Genomic DNA, 16,222 nt, shown 5'->3' with positions numbered 1-16,222 from the left:
TCCCGGAGCCCCCGTCCTCCTGCGCAATTCATGGCGGGGCCGGATGACACGCCAGACCTTCCCCGTCTCCCGGCGTGTGGCGCCGCAAACCATGAGTTACGGGCGGGGCGGCGAGGAGGTGCCGAGCTGAGCTAGGCGGGTCCCTCGGAGCCGGCCGGGTAGGTCTCGAGCGGCACGGCATCCTTGCGCCAGGCCTCGAGGATCGGGGTGACGATGCGCCAGCACTCCTCGGCGACGTCGCCGCGCACGGACAGCGAGGAGTCGCCCTCGAGCAGGCTGGCGATCACCTCGCCGTAGGCGCTGAGGTCGCCGTCGCGCAGCTGAGTGTGCAGCACGGAGCGCTCCAGCACGAACGGGTCGCCCTCGCCGTTGAGCACGACGTCGAGGTCGAGGGTCGCCGGCTTGATCGAGATGCGCAGGCACGACGGCCCGGCCACGCCGGTGAGCCCGCTGGGCAGGTGCGGCACGTCCTTGAAACGCACCAGGATGTCCTGCCGCGCCCGACCGAGCGCCTTGCCCGAGCGCAACGTGATCGGCACCCCCGCCCAGCGCCAGTTGTCGATGACGAGCGAGACCTCCGCGAGGGTCTCGGTGTGACGCTGCGGGTCGACGCCGACCTCGTCGACGTAGGCGGCGAGGTCGCGCGAACCGATGCGGCCGGCGCCGTAGCGCGCTCGACGGCTCGCCGTGCCGTTCTTGCGCAGCGGCCGGGTGGCGCGCAGCACCTGCGCCATCGCGCCGCGCAGGTCGTCCGGGGACAGGGATGCCGGCGGCTCCATGGTCGCGAGTGCGAGCACGAGCAGCAGATGGCTCTGGATCATGTCGACGAGGGCGCCGGCGGAGTCGTAGTAGCCGGCACGTCCCTCGAGACCGAGGGTCTCATCCACGACGATCTCGATGGAGTCGACGTTCGGGGCCGAGAACAACGGCTCGAAGATGCGGTTCGCGAAGCGCAGGCCGAGCAGGTTGAGCACCGTGGACTTGCCGAGGAAGTGATCCACCCGGAACAGTTGCTGCTCGGGCAGCATCATCTCCAGGTGACGGTTGAGCGCACGGGCGCTCGCCAAGTCGGTGCCGAACGGCTTCTCGAGCGCGAGGGTGAGGCCGGCCGGCAGTGGGATCGTGGCGAGCGCGCGGCACGCGGCCTCGGTGACCATCGGCGGTAGGGCGAAGTACAGGGCGATGCGCCCGCTGAGCTGACCGAGCAGACGAGTGAGGTCGTCGGCGTTGGAGACGTCCGCCTGCACGTGGCGTGTCGCCGCGACCACCCGCTTGGCCAGTGGCGAGGAGTCGCCGGCGAAGGCCTGCTTGACTTTCGCCCGCCACTGGTCGTCGGTCACCGGTGAACGATCGACGCCGATCAGCGCCACCTCGTGGGCGCGCGGCGACGCCAGATACGACGCGAGGCCCGGCAGCAGCAGGCGCGAGGTGAGATCGCCGCTGGCGCCCAGGATGACGAGGGTCTCGATTTGCTGGGACATCACGCCGACCCTACCCCCGTCGCAGCACCGACCGGACTACTCCGTCGGCTTCTTCGCGGCCGGAGGCTTCTTGGCAACCGGGGCCTTCGCCGTCGCGGACTTGGCGACCGGGGCCTTCGCCGTCGCGGACTTGGGTGCCGGGGCCTTCGGCGCCGGCGCTGCGGGCTCGACGACCTCAGCAGCGGCCGGCGCAGGGGCGACAGGCGGAGCCTCGACCGCGGGAGCGACGGGCGGAGCCTCGACGACGGGGGCGGGCGGTGCCGCTGCGACCGATCCGGCGCTCGTCGCCGACTGCCCCGCGAACTCGGATGCGGGGCCACGGAACGCCCACGTCATCCACAGCCACACGAGCGCGCCGATGACCGCGGTGCCGATCGCCGCGACGATGGTGAAGCGCGGCTGGCCGTCCGCGGCGTTGCCGGCGATCGCGCCGTAGACCAGCAGCAGCGGCAGCGAGAGGAGGGCGGTGATCAGCACGGACATCCACGTGACCGCGGCGGGCTTGCGCACCTTGCCGGCGCGCAGAATCAGCCAGCTGAAGAGCACTCCGAGCAGCATGACGACGACCGCACCGATGCCGAGGCCGATCACGAGCCCGCCCACGACGCCGCCGGCTCCGCCGAGCACCGCGTCGATGGTCTCATTGCCGAACGCACCGCCGAGGCCGCCGATCGTGCCGCCCAGAATCGCCGTGACGACCCCGCCGAGCAGCACGACCCCGAGGCCGAACCAGCCCGCCGCGAAGAAGGCATGACCGATGATTCCGGCGAAGATCGCAGCGACGACCTGACCTGAGGTGAGCGTGGCTTTTCGCATGTCTCATTCTTAGCGGTGCGGATGACCGGCTCACAACCGTTCGACCGATACGGTGGACCCATGCATTCGTGGCGGGACGCACTTTCGGCTGCCGCCCAGGCGGACATCGACCGCTTGCTCGACAGCGGCCTGCGGCTCGCGCAGCAGCACCTGGTGGCGGCGAGCGAGTTCGATCCGTTCGCCATCATCGTCGCGGTGGACGGCCGACTGCTCGCGGTCGACCTGGACACGAGCGAGCTGGGCAAGCATCCCGAAGCCGAGGCGATCAGCCTCGCCGCCCGAGCACAGCTGCGCCACCTCGCCCCCTCCGCACGATGCACCGCGCTGGTGACCAATACGCGCCTGAGCCGAGAACGCACCGACGCGATCGAGGTGCGGCTCGAGCACCGCGAGGGCGTCGCCCTCATCGTGCTGCTGCCGTACAAGCGACCCAAGTTCGGCGGCACGACGCAGTACGGAGAGGCCGCCGCCTACCCCGGCGTGCGCGAGGTCTGGGCTTGAGATGACGGCGGCCGATCGCGCGAGCTCCATCGACCTGTCCAAACGCGACCTCACGCTCGACCTCGCCCGCGTGTTCTGCGTGGTGCTCGTGGTCGTCATCCATCTGCTGCTCGTCGGCGTCGGCTTCGATGCGAACGGCCAGCTCGTGGCCCTCACCCCCACGCAGAGCCCGGTGGGATCGGCGGCCTGGTTCCCCGCGGCGACCTGGGTTGGTCAGATCATGCCGCTGTTCTTCGTCGTCGGCGGGTTCGCCTCCATCACCGCGTGGCGCAGCCTCGTGCGCCGCGGCGGCACCGGCGCGGAGTACGTGCGCAACCGCATCCTGCGACTGGCGCAGCCCGCGTTGCCGCTCTACGTCTTCTACGTGGTCGTGATCGGCGGAGCCCAACTGCTCGGAGTGGATCCCTCACTCGTCAGCCTCGCGGTGCAAGGCGCCGGCTCCCCGCTGTGGTTTCTCGCGGCCTACACGCTGTGCCAGGCTCTCGTTCCCTTCATGGTGGGATGGCACACCCGTGCGCCGCGCGTGACGCTCGCGGTGCTGCTCGCCGGCGCCGTGCTCGTCGATGCCGCGCGCTACGCCACCGGAGTCGACGAGATCGGGCTGCTCAACCTGTTCTTCGTGTGGCTTCTCGTGCAGCAACTCGGCTTCTGGTACGCGGACGGGTGGTTCGGGCGCAGGCACTGGTGGCAGCTGGTGGGTCTCGCGGTGCTCGCCTACGCCTCGCTCGTACCGCTGACGACGTGGGGGCCGTACTCCACCGACATGCTCACCAACCTCAACCCGCCGACCGTGCCCCTCATCGCCCTCGCCGTCGGGCAGGCCTGCGTGCTGCGCCTGCTGCGCCCCGCGCTCGCGCGACTCATGAACACCCACGCGGCCCGGGACGTGGTGTTCCTCATCGGCTCCAGACTCATGACGATCTACCTGTGGCACCTGCCGGTGATCCTCATCGTCACGGGGATCGGCCTGCTCATCCCCGGCGCCTCCCCCACCCCTGGCAGTGCGGCTTGGTGGTGGTCCAGGCCGCTGCTGCTGGTCATCGTGTTCGCGGTGCTCTTCGCTCTGTCGTTCCTCGTCGCGCGCTGGGAGGCGCCGAAGGAGGTGACCGTCACTCCGCCCGGGTCGGTCGTCGCGATCGCCGCCATCATCTCGTTCGTGCCCTCGTTCCTGGTGATGGAGCTGTTCATGAACCTGACGATCGCGATCATCGGCAGCGTCGCCCTCTCCATCGCGGTGCTCATGCTCGGACGCTGGCCCGCCCGCGCGTCGGTCGGAGCGGCCACGTAGGCTGGCAGGCATGGATGCTGCGGTGCTCGAGGTGGTCGGCGGCTGGCTGCGCGTGGTCGGCATCGTCGGCGGGCTGCTGGCCGCGGCATCCCTGCTGGTCTGGCTCGTGATCGGCGCGGTGCTCTGGTTCGTGCGCGGCACGCGGCGCTCCCAGGCTCCGGCGACCGAGCCCGACTGGTACGACGCCCTGCCCGAGGACACGACGCCCCTGCCGTAGGCGAAGCTTAACCCGCCCGAAATACTCGGCGCGTACCGTGGTGGCCATGGCATTCCACGTTCCCGCAGTCGACATCTCGCCCTGGGTCGGGGAGGGCACACGCGCCGAGCGCGCCGAGGTGGCCGCGCAGATCGACGCCGCGTGCCGGGAGGTGGGGTTCATCCAGATTCTCGGGCACGGCATCCCGACCTCGGTCACCGACGGACTCGCCGATGCGATGGACGACTTCTTCGCCGACGACCTCGACTCCAAGCGGCAGTACGTGACGCCCAAGGGCATCAACCGCGGCTACAGCCCGCCCAAGGCGGAGACGCTCTCCCTGTCGCTCGGGGTGGAGTCCGCGAGCCGCATGAACGACTTCTTCGAGGCGTTCAACGTGGGTTCGGCCGCCTCCGACTACCCGGGGCTGGACCTCGAGAGCAACACCGACTACGCCGAGAACGTGTGGCCCGACACGCTCAACTTCCGGCTCAAGGTCGAGCGCTACTTCGCGGAGGCGCAGCGCGTCTCGCGCACGATGACCGACATCTTCGCCGCCGCGCTCGGGCTGCCGCCGCGATTCTTCGACGCGTTCACCGACCACTCCATCGACGTGCTGCGCATGAACAACTACGCACTGCCGCCCGGCACCATCGATCTCGACGGCGACCTCATCGGCATGAGCGAGCACACGGACTTCGGCATCGTCACGGTGTTGTGGGCCGATCAGGTCAAGGGCCTGCAGGTGCTCGGCGCCGACGGCAGCTGGAACGACGTGAGCCCCGCCGACAACGCACTGCTCATCAACCTCGGCGACCTCACGGCGCGCTGGACCAACGAGCGCTGGATGTCGACGCTGCACCGTGTGAAGCCCCCGATCGTCGACGGCACCATCATGCGTCGCCGCAGCGCCGCGTACTTCCACGACGGCAACGCGGATGCCGTGATCGCCGCCCTCGCGACCTGCGTTCCCGAGGGCGAGGCCCCGATCTACGAGCCCATCACCGTCACCGAGCACATCGCCGCGAAGCTCGCGGGCTCCCGCGCCGGCGTGAAGAACACCTCGGCGACGCGCGAGACCGCGCGCGTGCTCGCCGCGAAGGACTGACCGCTACGCCCCTCGGGGACTTGCACCGCGCTTGTCCGGAGCATCTGGCAAAGTGGACGCCGTGAACACCGCGACCGGCCAGGCCGACCCCCACGACACGATCACGATCCGCGGAGCGCGCGAGAACAACCTCAAGAACGTCGACCTCGACATCCCGAAGCGACGTCTCACCGTGTTCACTGGCGTCTCGGGCTCGGGCAAGTCGAGTCTCGTGTTCGGCACCATCGCGGCCGAGTCCCAGCGGCTGATCAACGAGACCTACAGCGCCTTCGTGCAGGGCTTCATGCCCTCGCTCGGCCGGCCCGACGTCGACGTGCTCGGCGGGCTCACGACCGCGATCATCGTCGATCAGGAGCGCATGGGCGCGAACGCCCGCTCCACGGTCGGCACCGCCACGGATGCGAACGCGATGCTGCGCATCCTGTTCAGCAGACTCGGCCAGCCGCACATCGGTTCGCCGCAGGCCTTCTCCTTCAACATCGCCTCGGTGACCGGCACCGGTTCCGCGAAGCTCGACACGGCCAGGGGCACCACGATCGAGCGCGAGTTCACCATCACGGGCGGCATGTGTCCCCGGTGCGAGGGCATGGGGCAGGTCAGCGACATCGACCTGGCCCAGCTGTTCGACGACTCGAAATCCCTCAAAGAGGGAGCGCTCACCGTGCCGGGCTACACCCCGGACGGCTGGGGTGTGCGCATCTTCACCGAGTCGGGGCTCGTGCCCGCGGACAAGGCGATCCGAGACTTCACGGAGGAGGAACGCAACGACTTCCTCTACAAGGAGGCGACGAAGGTCAAGGTCGCCGGCATCAACATGACCTACCTGGGCCTCGTGCCGCAGATCCAGAAGTCCTTCCTGTCCAAGGACAAAGAGGCGATGCAGCCGCACATCCGCGCCTTCGTCGACCGCGCTGTCGCATTCACCGACTGCCCCGACTGCGGCGGCACCCGGCTCAACGAGGGCGCTCGCTCCTCGAAGATCGCGGGCATCAGCATCGCGGATGCCTGCGCGATGCAGATCAGCGACCTCGCCGAGTGGGTGCGGGGCCTCGACGAGCCGTCGGCGGCACCGCTGCTGGCGACGCTGCAGGACATCCTCGATTCGTTCGTCGACATCGGCCTCGGATACCTGAGCCTCGACCGGCCCTCCGGAACCCTCTCGGGCGGCGAGGCGCAGCGCACGAAGATGATCCGGCACCTCGGCTCCGCGCTCACGGATGTCACGTACGTCTTCGACGAGCCGACCGTCGGCCTGCACCCGCACGACATCCAGCGGATGAACGAGCTGCTGCTGCAACTGCGCGACAAGGGCAACACCGTGCTCGTCGTCGAGCACAAGCCGGAGACCATCGCGATCGCCGACCACGTGGTCGACCTGGGTCCGCGGGCCGGGGTCGACGGCGGCGAGGTGCAGTTCACCGGCACCGTGGCCGAACTGCGGGCCAGCGGCACGCTCACGGGGCGCCACCTCGACGATCGCGCGCACGTGAAGGACGAGTTCCGCGCCGGCACGGGCGTGCTCGAAGTGCGCGGGGCCAACTCGCACAACCTGCAGAGCGTGGATGTCGACATCCCGCTCGGCAAGCTCGTGGTGGTCACCGGCGTCGCCGGCTCGGGCAAGAGCTCGCTCATCCACGGGTCGGTGGCGCCCCTGGAGGGCGTCGTCGCCGTCGATCAGGGCGCCATCAAAGGCTCGCGCCGCTCGAACCCCGCCACCTACACCGGCATGCTCGACCCGATCCGCGCCGCGTTCGCGAAGGCCAACGGGGTCAAGCCCGCACTGTTCAGTGCCAACTCGGCCGGGGCGTGTCCGAACTGCAACGGCAATGGCGTGATCTACTCCGACCTCGGAATCATGGGCGGCGTGGCCACCGTCTGCGAGGTGTGCGAGGGCCGACGATTCATGGCCGAGGTGCTCGACTACACGCTCGGCGGCAAGAACATCGCCGAGGTGCTCGCAATGCCGGTCGCACAGGCGGCGGTGTTCTTCGCCGAGGGCGAGGCCCGCATCCCGGCCGCGGCAGCGATCCTGCAGCGGATGGTGGATGTGGGCCTCGGGTACCTCACCATCGGGCAGCCGCTCTCCACGCTCTCGGGCGGCGAGCGGCAGCGACTGAAGCTCGCCATTCACATGGGTGACAAGGGCAGCGTCTACGTGCTCGACGAGCCGACCACGGGCCTGCACCTGGCCGACGTGGAGCAGCTGCTCGGGCTGCTCGACCGCCTCGTGGACTCCGGCAAGTCCGTGATCGTGATCGAGCACCACCAGGCGGTTATGGCGCACGCCGACTGGATCATCGACCTCGGGCCGGGCGCGGGCCACGACGGCGGAACGGTGGTGTTCGAGGGCACGCCGGCGGAGCTCGTGGCCGCGGCATCCACGCTCACCGCGCGGCACCTCAAGGAGTACATCGGCGCCTGACCACCGGGCGGAGGGCTAGCCTGAGCCCATGGCGGACTTCAGGATCGGCGACCGGGTGAGCTGGGACGACCTGCAGGGCAGGATCGTCGCCAAGCGCGAGAAGGACTTCGACCTGGCCGGCGAGCACTTCGTCGCGAGCGCGGCGGTGCCGGTGTTCATCGTGCAGTCCGAGAGCACCGGCTCGAAGATGGCGCACGCCGCGGCCGGGCTCACCAAGGTCGCCAGCGGCGGCGGCGAAGGCGGGGGCGGCGAAGGCCGCTGACCTGCTCCTAAGCTGCTGTGGTGGCCGTGCTGACGCTTGCCGAGATCGCCGATGAGCTCTACGCGCTCACCCCGGCCGAGTTCACGGCGGCCCGCAACGCGCGTGCGCGCGACGTGAAGGACACGAAGGATCTCGAGCTCGCCGAGCGCGTGATGTCGCTGCGCCGGCCCTCCCCCGCAGCCTGGGCCGTGAACCTGCTCGCCCGCGAGCGCCCCGGCGAACTGGAGCAGCTCGCGGAACTGGGTGGGGCGATGCGGGAGGCGCAGCAGGAGCTCGACCGCGACCAGCTCGCCGAGCTGACCAGGCAACGCCGCGCGCTCGTGCAGGCGCTCGCCCGGGAGGCGGCGGCGCTCGCGAGCGCGGCACGGCACACCCTCACGACCGCGGTGACGGAGGAGGTCGCGCAGACGCTGCAGGCGGCGCTCAGCGATCCGGCGGCCGCGGCGGCGGTGCGCAGCGGCAGGCTGCAGCGTGCGCTCGAGGCCACCGGGGTGGAGCCCGTGGACCTGACCGACGCGGTGGCGGCGCCTGAGGCATCCATGATCTCCGCGCCCCGAGCCGAGGCCAGGCGCGCGCCCGTGCGCGACCTCGCGGCGGTGCGGGCCGCGAAGGACGCGGAGAAGCGGGCCGACGAAGCGGATGCCGCGGTGCGCGCCCTCGAGCGCCGCGTCGAGCAAGTGGAGTCCACCCGCGACCGGCTCGAGTCACGCCTGGCCGAGCTGGAGCAGCAGGTCGCCGCCGTGGAGGACGAGCTGCGCGACACCGACCGAGACCTGCGCTCGCTGGGCCGTGAGCGCGACCGCGCGGAACGGCACGCAGCCGACCTCCGCGCGGAGGCGGTGCGGCTGCGCGCCGAGGACTGAGCGTCAGGGGCGCCAGCCACCGGGGTGGGGCTCAGCGGGAGTACGCGGCGACGATCAGATCGCCCCGGATCTCACGAAGCCGTTCGACCACGCGCCCCACGACGGCACCCGACACCCCGCTGGCCACCACGTCGAAAGGACCGAGCGGCGCGAGCTTGCCCGTGCGCACGCGCACGACCTCCCACCCCACCAAGCGCAGGGCCCGATCCTTGCGGCGGTCGGACTCCTCCCGCCTGCCGACGTGATCGAGTCCCTCCCGGCCGGTGGTGTCGTATTCGATGGCGACGCGCAGGTCGCTGAGCACGATGTCCGGCCAGGCTTCGAGGTGGTCGAAGAACGGCTGCCGCAGCCGGATCGCGTTCGGCGCCGGATCGAACTCCAGCCGGTCGGCCAGCAGCTGCCGCAGTCGCGGTTCGGCCGCGGAGGCGGCGCGCGGCGCGCACTCGCTCACGAAAGCGTCGCCGATCGGATGCCGCGCCGCCTCCGATCGCGTGCACAACCGCTGCTTGCGCCGAACCGGTGCCGCCCCGCCCGCACCCGCCGCGCACTCCGGACACCAGCTGGAGCGCCGGCGCGACCGGCCCGGGCGCTGCCGCTGCTCGAACGGGGTCGCCACGAAGCGATGCCCGGCGTCGCACTGCCACAGCAGCCAGACATCCGCCGCCGGCGGCACCTGGCTGAGCACGATGCCGCCGTTGAGGTCGGGGTGGAACTGCCGCACGAGCACCGGGTACTGCTGCCACTGCTCGCGGTACTGCCCGACGACATAGGGCATCTCGGCGCCGCGCGAGAACTGGCGGCGGCGCCACCACGCATCGACCGGCTCCGGCACCCGGCCACCGTAACCGGCACCGCCGACGCTCAGCGTTTCCCAAGGATGCATGGCATGCTCTCGGAATGGACAAGCGGATCCTCGTCGCCATCGTCGCCATCGTCGTCGTGATCGGCGGCGTCTTCGTGGCGTTCGCGGTCACCCGCGACGGAGCGCCGCAGAGCCTGCCGAGTCGGAGCGCGACGACGACGCCCGACCCGACCCCGGTGCAGACGCCGGAGGCGACCGCGGTCGCCACGCCAGGAGCGTACGTCGACTACAGCGAGACCGCGATCGCCGACGCCCAAGGTCGTGTGCTGCTGTTCTTCCACGCGCCGTGGTGCCCGCAATGCCGTTCGGTCGAGGCGGACATCCTGGCCCAGGGCGTGCCCGCGGGGGTGACGATCGTCAAGGTCGACTACGACAGCAACCAGGCACTGCGCCAGCAGTACGGCGTGACCCTGCAGACCACCTTCGTGGAGGTGGATGCCGCCGGCTCCCCGCTGCAGTCGTACATCGCCTACGACGACCCGCACCTGAACGCCGTCATCGACGCGATGCTCTGAGATGCTGAGCCTACTGCTGCTGGCGTTCGCCGCCGGTGTGCTCACCGTCGCCGCCCCGTGCGTGCTTCCGCTGCTGCCGGTGATCGTGGGCGGCTCGATCGCGCGCACCTCCGCAGACGCCGAGGCGGCGAAACGGGAGTGGGCGCGCCCCATCGTGATCGCCGCGAGCCTCGCCGTGTCGGTGGTGGCGTTCACCCTGCTGCTCAAGGCCACCACCGTGCTGCTCGGCGTGCCGCAGGTGGTCTGGCAGGTGATCGCCGGAGGCATCGTCGTGCTGTTCGGTGTCACCATGCTGTGGCCCGCGCTCTGGGAGCGCGTCATGACCGCCACCGGTCTGCAGGCGCGCGCGAACCGGGCCGTCGACGCGTCGTTCCGCCGGCGCAGCGTCGGAGGCGACATCCTGCTGGGTGCGGCGCTCGGACCCACCTTCAGCAGCTGCTCGCCGACGTACGCCCTCGTCCTGGCGGCGGTGCTGCCGGTCTCGTTCGCGGAGGGGGTGCTCGCGATCTCGGTCTATGCGATCGGGTTGGCCGTCACGCTGCTGCTGGTGGCGTTCGTGGGACAGGCCGTGGTGCGCAGGCTCGGTTGGCTGTCGAATCCGGATGGCTGGTTCCGCAAGGCGGTCGGCGTCGTCATGATCGTGGTCGGTGTGGCCGTGATCATCGGGCTCGACAAGACCGTGCAAGCCTTCGTGCTCGAGCAGGGCTGGTACGACCCGATCGCGGGTCTCGAGGAGTGGCTGCGGGGCTGAGTCCGCCGGGAGTAGGCTGCGTGCCAACCGACGGAAGGACCATCGATGCTCCCCGAGATCAACTACATCGCCGTGCTGCTCGCCTCCCTCTCGAGCATGGTCGTGGGCTCGATCTGGTACACCCCGAAGGTGTTCGGCAATCGCTGGATGAAGCTCTCCGGCGTCACGCCGTCGGGCGACGCGAAGGACGCGATCGCCCCGATCGTCGTCACGCTCATCGTGAGCTTCATCACCGCCTGGGTGCTCGCCGGCGCGGCGTTCATCGCGTACGCCTTCTACGGCGGATCGTTCCTCGTCAACGCGCTCGTCACCGCAGTGATCCTGTGGGCCGGCTTCACCGCGGCGAGGTTCATCACGCACGACGCCTTCGACAAGCGCCCCGCCGCGCTCACGGTGCTGAACATCGCGCACGAGCTCGTCACCGTGCTCGTCATGGCGCTCATCATCGGAGTCTGGCCTGCCTGAGTCGAGCGCGGGCATCCTGCTGCACCGTCTCGGCCGCAGCGAGGTGCTGCTCGGCCACATGGGCGGTCCGTTCTGGAGTCGCAAGGATGCCGCGGCCTGGTCGATCCCGAAGGGCCTCCTGCTGCCCGGTGAGCCGGCCGCCGCGGCGGCGGTGCGCGAGTTCACCGAAGAGCTCGGCTTCGCGCCGCCGCAGGGCGACCTGGAGCCCCTCGGCTCGGTCACCTACTCGAGCGGCAAGACGATCACGGTGTTCGCCCTCGAGGGCGACCCCGATCTCGCGGCGTTCGAACCGGGCGTGTTCGAGACGCAATGGCCTCCAGGGTCGGGCCGCATGCAGTCGTTTCCGGAACTCGACCGCATCGCCTGGTTCGGGCTCGATGAGGCGCGCGAGAAGCTCGTGAAGGGACAGCGAGCGGTGCTCGCCCGGCTCGCCGGCGGCTAACGCTTGAGCTGGTTGCCCAGGAAGTCGAGCGTCGAGTCCAACGCCACCCGCGCCTGGTCGAAGTCCAGGTGGAACTGGTACTCGTGGGGCAGGGATGGCGTCTCGTCTGCGGGGTAGAAGACGGTCGTGACATCCACGCCGAGGCCTTCGAGCTTGGTCGCCAGCGGCTTGGACTGCGACTCGGTGAGGGGGTCGGCGTTGCCCCCGGAGATCCACGTGGTCGGGAAGTCGGCGGTGACCGACTCGATCGTCGACATCTCGTGGTCGCCCGGGCTGTCCTCCCAGTCACGCTCGCCGAGATAGGCCCACAGCGCGATGCGGAAGCCCCAACCGCCGAGACCCGGCGCGTTCGGGATGCCGCTGACGTCGTAGATGCCGCAGTTGAGCACCACGGCCCGCAGCTGCTCCGGCGTCAGTGCCGGCTCGAGCCCGACCTGGGTCGCATACGCGGGGCTGGTCGTCAGCACCGCGAGCTGGCTCGTGAGGTTGGAGCCCGCGGAGTCGCCCGCGATCGCGAGGCGATCCGGGTCGATGCGGTACTCCTCCGCGTGCTCGACGAGGAAGGCGAGGGCCTGATTGAGCTGCTGCAGGGCGGTCGGATAGGCCGCCTCGGGGGCGACCGTGTAGTTGAGGGCGACGGTCGTGTAGCCCTCGGCGGCAATGATCCTGACGTAGGGGTCGACGTTCGCCTTGTCGCCGGAGATCCAGGCGCCGCCATGGATCCAGATCAGCGTGGGCAGCGGTCCCGTGCTGTCCGAGGGCGAGTAGACGTCGAGCGTGGTGTCGGCCCCGGCGGCCAACGGGGTGCCGGACGCGTACTGCACGTCGAGCGTGGCATCCAGACCGCCCTTCGGCGCGTAGGGCTGCATCTCCTCCACGGTCTTGTCGGCCTGCTGCTCGAACAGGGCGCGGATCATCAGCGCGGCGGGCCACGGGCTCACGACCCAGACGATGGCCGCGATGATGCCGGCGAGCAGGAAGGCGAGCGGGATGCTGTGGCGTTTCTTGCGCAGCCAGGAGATCATGCACCACACCTTATGGGTCAGACTGGCACCATGGCCGAATCTCCGGAAGCGCGCGTCGCCGTCTATATCGACTTCGACAACATCGTCATCTCGCAGTACGACCGCGTGCACGGGCGCGGCGCCTTCATCAAGGAGAAGGCGAAGAACGCCACCGGCAAGACCGCCGAACGCCTGGATGCCGCGACCGTCGACCTGGGCGCGATCCTCGACTTCGCCAGCTCCTTCGGCACCCTCGCCCTGAGCCGCGCCTACGCGGACTGGTCGGCCCCCGCCAACTCGCGCTACCGCACGCAGCTCGTCGAGCGCGCCGTGGACCTGGTGCAGATGTTCCCCACCTCGGGGTCGAAGAACGGTGCGGACATCCGGCTCTCGATCGACGTGATGGAAGACCTGTTCCGCCTGCCGGACATCACGCACGTGCTGATCGTCGCCGGCGACTCCGACTACATCCCGCTCGCCCAGAACGTGCGCCGGCTCGGCCGAACGGTGGTCGCCGTCGGGGTCACCGGGTCGACGAGCCAGGCCTTCAAGAACGCCGTCGACGAGTTCTCGTACTACGCCGATCTGCCGGGCATCGAGTCCGCTCCCCCGGCGGTCGAGCCCGTCGAGCCCGAGGCCGCCCCCGCGCGCGACCCGCAGCAGGATGCCACGGCCCTGCTGGAGCGCGCGCTGAAGGTCGGCCGCCGCCGAGACGACGTCGACGACTGGCTCGCCGCTTCCGCCGTGAAGTCGCAGATGAAGCGGCTCGAGAGCTCCTTCGACGAGAAGACCCTCGGGTTCAAGTCGTTCACCGACTTCATCCGGTCGCGGGATGCCGTGGCCGAGATGCGCGAGGACGGCCAGAACCGCTCTGTGCGGCTTCGAGATCGCGCCTAGCGCTGACCCCGATCGCGGGGGTACGCAGCCGGTTGGCGGTCCAGTACTGTGAGCACACGATGACACGACCGGGTCCTTCCCTGCGCCCCTCCCGCGCCCTTGCGCACCGCTCGGCGACCCCTCGGGTGGCGACGCGGCGCATCCAGGTGAACGCCCTGCAGGTCGGCCTTCTCGGCACCCTCGGCGTCGGCATCGGCCTGCTCATCCTGGGCGCGATCAGCACCCTGGGCACGGTGCTGGCCTACATCGGGGTGGCCTTCTTCATCGCGCTCGCGCTGGAACCGGTGATCCGGTGGGCGACCGCGCGCGGCATCCCGCGCTGGGTCGCCTCGGTCGGGGTCGTCGTGGTCGGCCTGCTCATCGGCGCGCTGGTCGCCCTCGCGGTCGTGCCCATCATCATCGCCCAGGTGAGCGCCATCATCGCCGGCGCACCGGCCTTCGCCGCGAGCCTGCCCGACCAGCCATGGGTGCAGTGGCTGGTGCAGAACGTCGGCAGCTGGATCGATGTGGATGCGCTCACGCAAGAGGTCGTCGCGTTCATCAGCGACCCCAAGCAGTGGCTGACGATCGGTGGCGGCATCCTCGCGATCGGCTCGGGCCTGGGCGAGGCGGTCACCGCGGTGATCGTCGTGACCGTGCTCTCGCTCTACTTCACCCTCACCCTGCCGCTCGTGATGAAGAAGGTGTACCAGTCGGTGCCGCGATCGCGCCGGGAGGGGTTCATGTCGATCACCGACGAGATCCTGCAGTCCGTCGGCAGGTACGTCGCCGGCCAGCTGCTGCTCGCGGTGGCGAACGCCGTGGTCACCTTCGCCGTGGTGACCCTGGTGGGCGGCCCCGTGCCGTCGTTGCTCGCCCTCATCGCGTTCATCTGCGCGCTGATCCCCGTGGTCGGGCCCGTGATCGGCACCTCCATCGTCGTGCTCGCCACGCTGCCGATCAGCCCGTGGGGTGCGCTCGTCGCTGGCGTGATCATGCTCGTCTACATGCAGATCGAGGCCTACATCCTGAGCCCGCGCGTGATGGCGAAGGCGGTGGCGGTGCCGGGCGCGCTCGTGATCGTCGCGGCGATCGGCGGGGCGTCGCTCGGCGGCATCCTCGGGGCGCTCGTCGCGATCCCGGTGGTGGCCTCGGGCATCCTGATCTTCGAACGCGTGGTGCTGCCCCGGCAGGAGACGCGCTAGCGCGTCACTTGATCTTGCCGCCGACCTTCGCGAGCGCCTGGGCGTAGGCGTCGGCGAGCAGGGTCGTGGTGTCCGCCGAGAGGTCCGCGCCGCGGCTGATGCGTTCGCCGAGTTCGCCGAGTTCGATGATGGCCGACGCGAGCTTGGGCGACATCTTCTTCTTGTCCACGAGTCCCTTCACGACGAACGGGATGGTCAGCCCGCTCGGCAGGTCGTGGTTGGAGGCGAGCTTGCGCACCTCCACCTCGAGGGCGATGCGGCTCTGCAGCAGGCGCAGACGTGTGTCTGGGACTCCGGCGGCGTCGAAGAGCGGGCGGGAGAGGTCGCGTGCCTCGCCGGCGGCGGCGACCTCGGCCTTGACGGCGGCCGCGTCATCCACCTCGATGATGCTGCCCGCGATCGCCGCTCGCGGGGCGGGACCGTAGCGACCGAGCAGCACCACGTGCGTCGCGAACGCGGCGAGCAGCGCCGCGAAGGTGACCAAGATGAACTGGATCGCGACGACGGTGACATCCGGCGTGTGCGCGACGGCGGGACCGGTCGTCACGACCACCGATCCGGTGCTGCCGGCCTGGGTGACAGTCGTCTCCTCGAGAATCCGGGGCTCGAGCGTGGCGCGGGTCGGCGGTTGCGTACTGCGCACCACCATCGTCTCGGGATCGCCCGGAATCGGGCTCGACACCACCGTGGTCTGCTGCGGGGCCGGCGTCTCGGCCGAGGCGCGCACCCCGAATCCGATACCCGCGATGCCGGCGACGAACACCGCTGCACCCACGATCGCCGCGATGCGATCGACCCTGCGTCGCACTCCGTTGTTGAACACCGGCATCTGGACCCCCGTCCTCGTCGTTCGGGTCATTCTCGCCCGGGGGTGGAACGAGCCGTCTGCAACGGCGCGCCAACTCGGCTCGACCTCAGGTGGAAGGTGCGTTCGGTCCGCTCACAGGCCGCTCGCGTCTGGGTCCCAAGGTTCGCTCGGGGGGTCTTCAGTCGTCGGGTTCGCCCTGCGAGCCCGGCCCGGCGGGGCCTGCTCGGCGGGCCTTGCTCGGCGGGGCCTGCTCGGCGGGCGGTGACGTCCCATGGGGTGGTGTAGTTCTCGGGCTCGAGTGTCACGTCGTGGACGTGGTGAGCCATCGTGCGATGGTCAGGTGAGAACCGACAAAAG

At 70.1% G+C, this 16,222-nt stretch carries 18 protein-coding genes; 13 read left to right on the top strand and 5 right to left on the bottom strand.

The window, feature by feature from the left end:
- Window positions 1-131: 131 nt before the first annotated feature.
- Window positions 132-1,481, bottom strand: a complete 1,350-nt coding sequence (locus PYV02_RS05570) for a glucose-6-phosphate dehydrogenase (RefSeq protein ID WP_275757014.1) — start codon at window positions 1,479-1,481, stop codon at window positions 132-134.
- A gap of 36 nt (window positions 1,482-1,517) precedes the next feature.
- Window positions 1,518-2,297 carry a hypothetical protein gene (locus PYV02_RS05565; protein ID WP_275757012.1) on the bottom strand — a complete coding sequence of 260 codons (780 nt, stop codon included), beginning with the start codon at window positions 2,295-2,297 and terminating at the stop codon, window positions 1,518-1,520.
- 60 nt (window positions 2,298-2,357) lie between these two features.
- Between PYV02_RS05565 and PYV02_RS05560 the strand changes: the two genes are divergently transcribed.
- From PYV02_RS05560 to PYV02_RS05530, 7 genes are all read left to right on the top strand, one after another.
- A complete protein-coding gene (locus tag PYV02_RS05560; RefSeq protein ID WP_275757010.1) occupies window positions 2,358-2,798 on the top strand; it encodes a hypothetical protein in 441 nt (146 codons plus the stop codon).
- 1 nt (window position 2,799) lies between these two features.
- Window positions 2,800-4,086 carry an acyltransferase family protein gene (locus PYV02_RS05555; protein ID WP_275757008.1) on the top strand — a complete coding sequence of 429 codons (1,287 nt, stop codon included), beginning with the start codon at window positions 2,800-2,802 and terminating at the stop codon, window positions 4,084-4,086.
- Window positions 4,087-4,096: 10 nt separating this feature from the next.
- Window positions 4,097-4,303: a hypothetical protein gene (locus PYV02_RS05550; RefSeq protein ID WP_275757006.1), complete on the top strand. Its 207-nt coding sequence runs from the start codon at window positions 4,097-4,099 to the stop codon at window positions 4,301-4,303.
- A 46-nt stretch (window positions 4,304-4,349) separates the two neighbouring features.
- Window positions 4,350-5,390 carry an isopenicillin N synthase family dioxygenase gene (locus PYV02_RS05545; protein WP_275757004.1) on the top strand — a complete coding sequence of 347 codons (1,041 nt, stop codon included), beginning with the start codon at window positions 4,350-4,352 and terminating at the stop codon, window positions 5,388-5,390.
- 61 nt (window positions 5,391-5,451) lie between these two features.
- Window positions 5,452-7,812, top strand: a complete 2,361-nt coding sequence (locus tag PYV02_RS05540; RefSeq protein ID WP_275757002.1) for an excinuclease ABC subunit UvrA — start codon at window positions 5,452-5,454, stop codon at window positions 7,810-7,812.
- A 28-nt stretch (window positions 7,813-7,840) separates the two neighbouring features.
- On the top strand, window positions 7,841-8,074 hold the full coding sequence (locus PYV02_RS05535) for a hypervirulence associated TUDOR domain-containing protein (protein ID WP_275757000.1): 234 nt from the start codon (window positions 7,841-7,843) through the stop codon (window positions 8,072-8,074).
- Window positions 8,075-8,094: 20 nt separating this feature from the next.
- Window positions 8,095-8,937, top strand: coding sequence for a transposase (locus tag PYV02_RS05530; protein WP_275756998.1), 843 nt, complete (start codon window positions 8,095-8,097; stop codon window positions 8,935-8,937).
- A 31-nt stretch (window positions 8,938-8,968) separates the two neighbouring features.
- Here PYV02_RS05530 and PYV02_RS05525 read toward each other — a convergent pair whose 3' ends face one another.
- Window positions 8,969-9,769 carry a zinc-ribbon domain-containing protein gene (locus PYV02_RS05525; protein ID WP_275757937.1) on the bottom strand — a complete coding sequence of 267 codons (801 nt, stop codon included), beginning with the start codon at window positions 9,767-9,769 and terminating at the stop codon, window positions 8,969-8,971.
- A gap of 65 nt (window positions 9,770-9,834) precedes the next feature.
- On the opposite strand from PYV02_RS05525, the gene PYV02_RS05520 reads away from it, so the two are divergent.
- Genes PYV02_RS05520 through PYV02_RS05505 form a run of 4 tightly spaced genes read left to right on the top strand, consistent with a single transcriptional unit; the run spans window position 9,835 to window position 11,972 of the window.
- A complete protein-coding gene (locus PYV02_RS05520) occupies window positions 9,835-10,314 on the top strand; it encodes a thioredoxin family protein (protein ID WP_275756996.1) in 480 nt (159 codons plus the stop codon).
- A 1-nt stretch (window position 10,315) separates the two neighbouring features.
- A complete protein-coding gene (locus PYV02_RS05515) occupies window positions 10,316-11,065 on the top strand; it encodes a cytochrome c biogenesis CcdA family protein (protein WP_275756994.1) in 750 nt (249 codons plus the stop codon).
- Between the two features lie 45 nt (window positions 11,066-11,110).
- Entirely contained in the window at window positions 11,111-11,530 is a 420-nt protein-coding gene (locus PYV02_RS05510) for a DUF1761 domain-containing protein (protein WP_275756992.1), read from the top strand.
- Window positions 11,523-11,972 (top strand): NUDIX hydrolase, encoded by a 450-nt coding sequence (locus PYV02_RS05505; RefSeq protein WP_275757935.1) that lies wholly within the window; start codon window positions 11,523-11,525, stop codon window positions 11,970-11,972. Before PYV02_RS05510 ends, PYV02_RS05505 begins: the two co-directional genes overlap by 8 nt.
- Here the strand turns inward: PYV02_RS05505 and PYV02_RS05500 are convergent.
- The gene (locus PYV02_RS05500) at window positions 11,969-12,997 is read right to left on the bottom strand and encodes an alpha/beta hydrolase (RefSeq protein WP_275756990.1); all 1,029 of its coding nucleotides are present in this window, start codon (window positions 12,995-12,997) and stop codon (window positions 11,969-11,971) included. The two genes, PYV02_RS05505 and PYV02_RS05500, sit on opposite strands and share 4 nt — an antisense overlap.
- A 30-nt stretch (window positions 12,998-13,027) precedes the next feature.
- On the opposite strand from PYV02_RS05500, the gene PYV02_RS05495 reads away from it, so the two are divergent.
- Both PYV02_RS05495 and PYV02_RS05490 read left to right on the top strand, forming a co-directional pair.
- Window positions 13,028-13,873 carry an NYN domain-containing protein gene (locus tag PYV02_RS05495; RefSeq protein WP_275756989.1) on the top strand — a complete coding sequence of 282 codons (846 nt, stop codon included), beginning with the start codon at window positions 13,028-13,030 and terminating at the stop codon, window positions 13,871-13,873.
- 59 nt (window positions 13,874-13,932) lie between these two features.
- Window positions 13,933-15,057 (top strand): AI-2E family transporter, encoded by a 1,125-nt coding sequence (locus PYV02_RS05490; RefSeq protein ID WP_275756987.1) that lies wholly within the window; start codon window positions 13,933-13,935, stop codon window positions 15,055-15,057.
- A gap of 4 nt (window positions 15,058-15,061) precedes the next feature.
- Here PYV02_RS05490 and PYV02_RS05485 read toward each other — a convergent pair whose 3' ends face one another.
- On the bottom strand, window positions 15,062-15,886 hold the full coding sequence (locus PYV02_RS05485) for a hypothetical protein (protein ID WP_275756985.1): 825 nt from the start codon (window positions 15,884-15,886) through the stop codon (window positions 15,062-15,064).
- Window positions 15,887-16,222: the final 336 nt, after the last annotated feature.

This window comes from Antiquaquibacter metalliresistens, assembly GCF_029211225.1.
Classification (GTDB): Bacteria; Actinomycetota; Actinomycetes; order Actinomycetales; family Microbacteriaceae; genus Rhodoglobus; species Rhodoglobus metalliresistens.
This window is presented reverse-complemented; position numbering and strand designations above follow the sequence as displayed.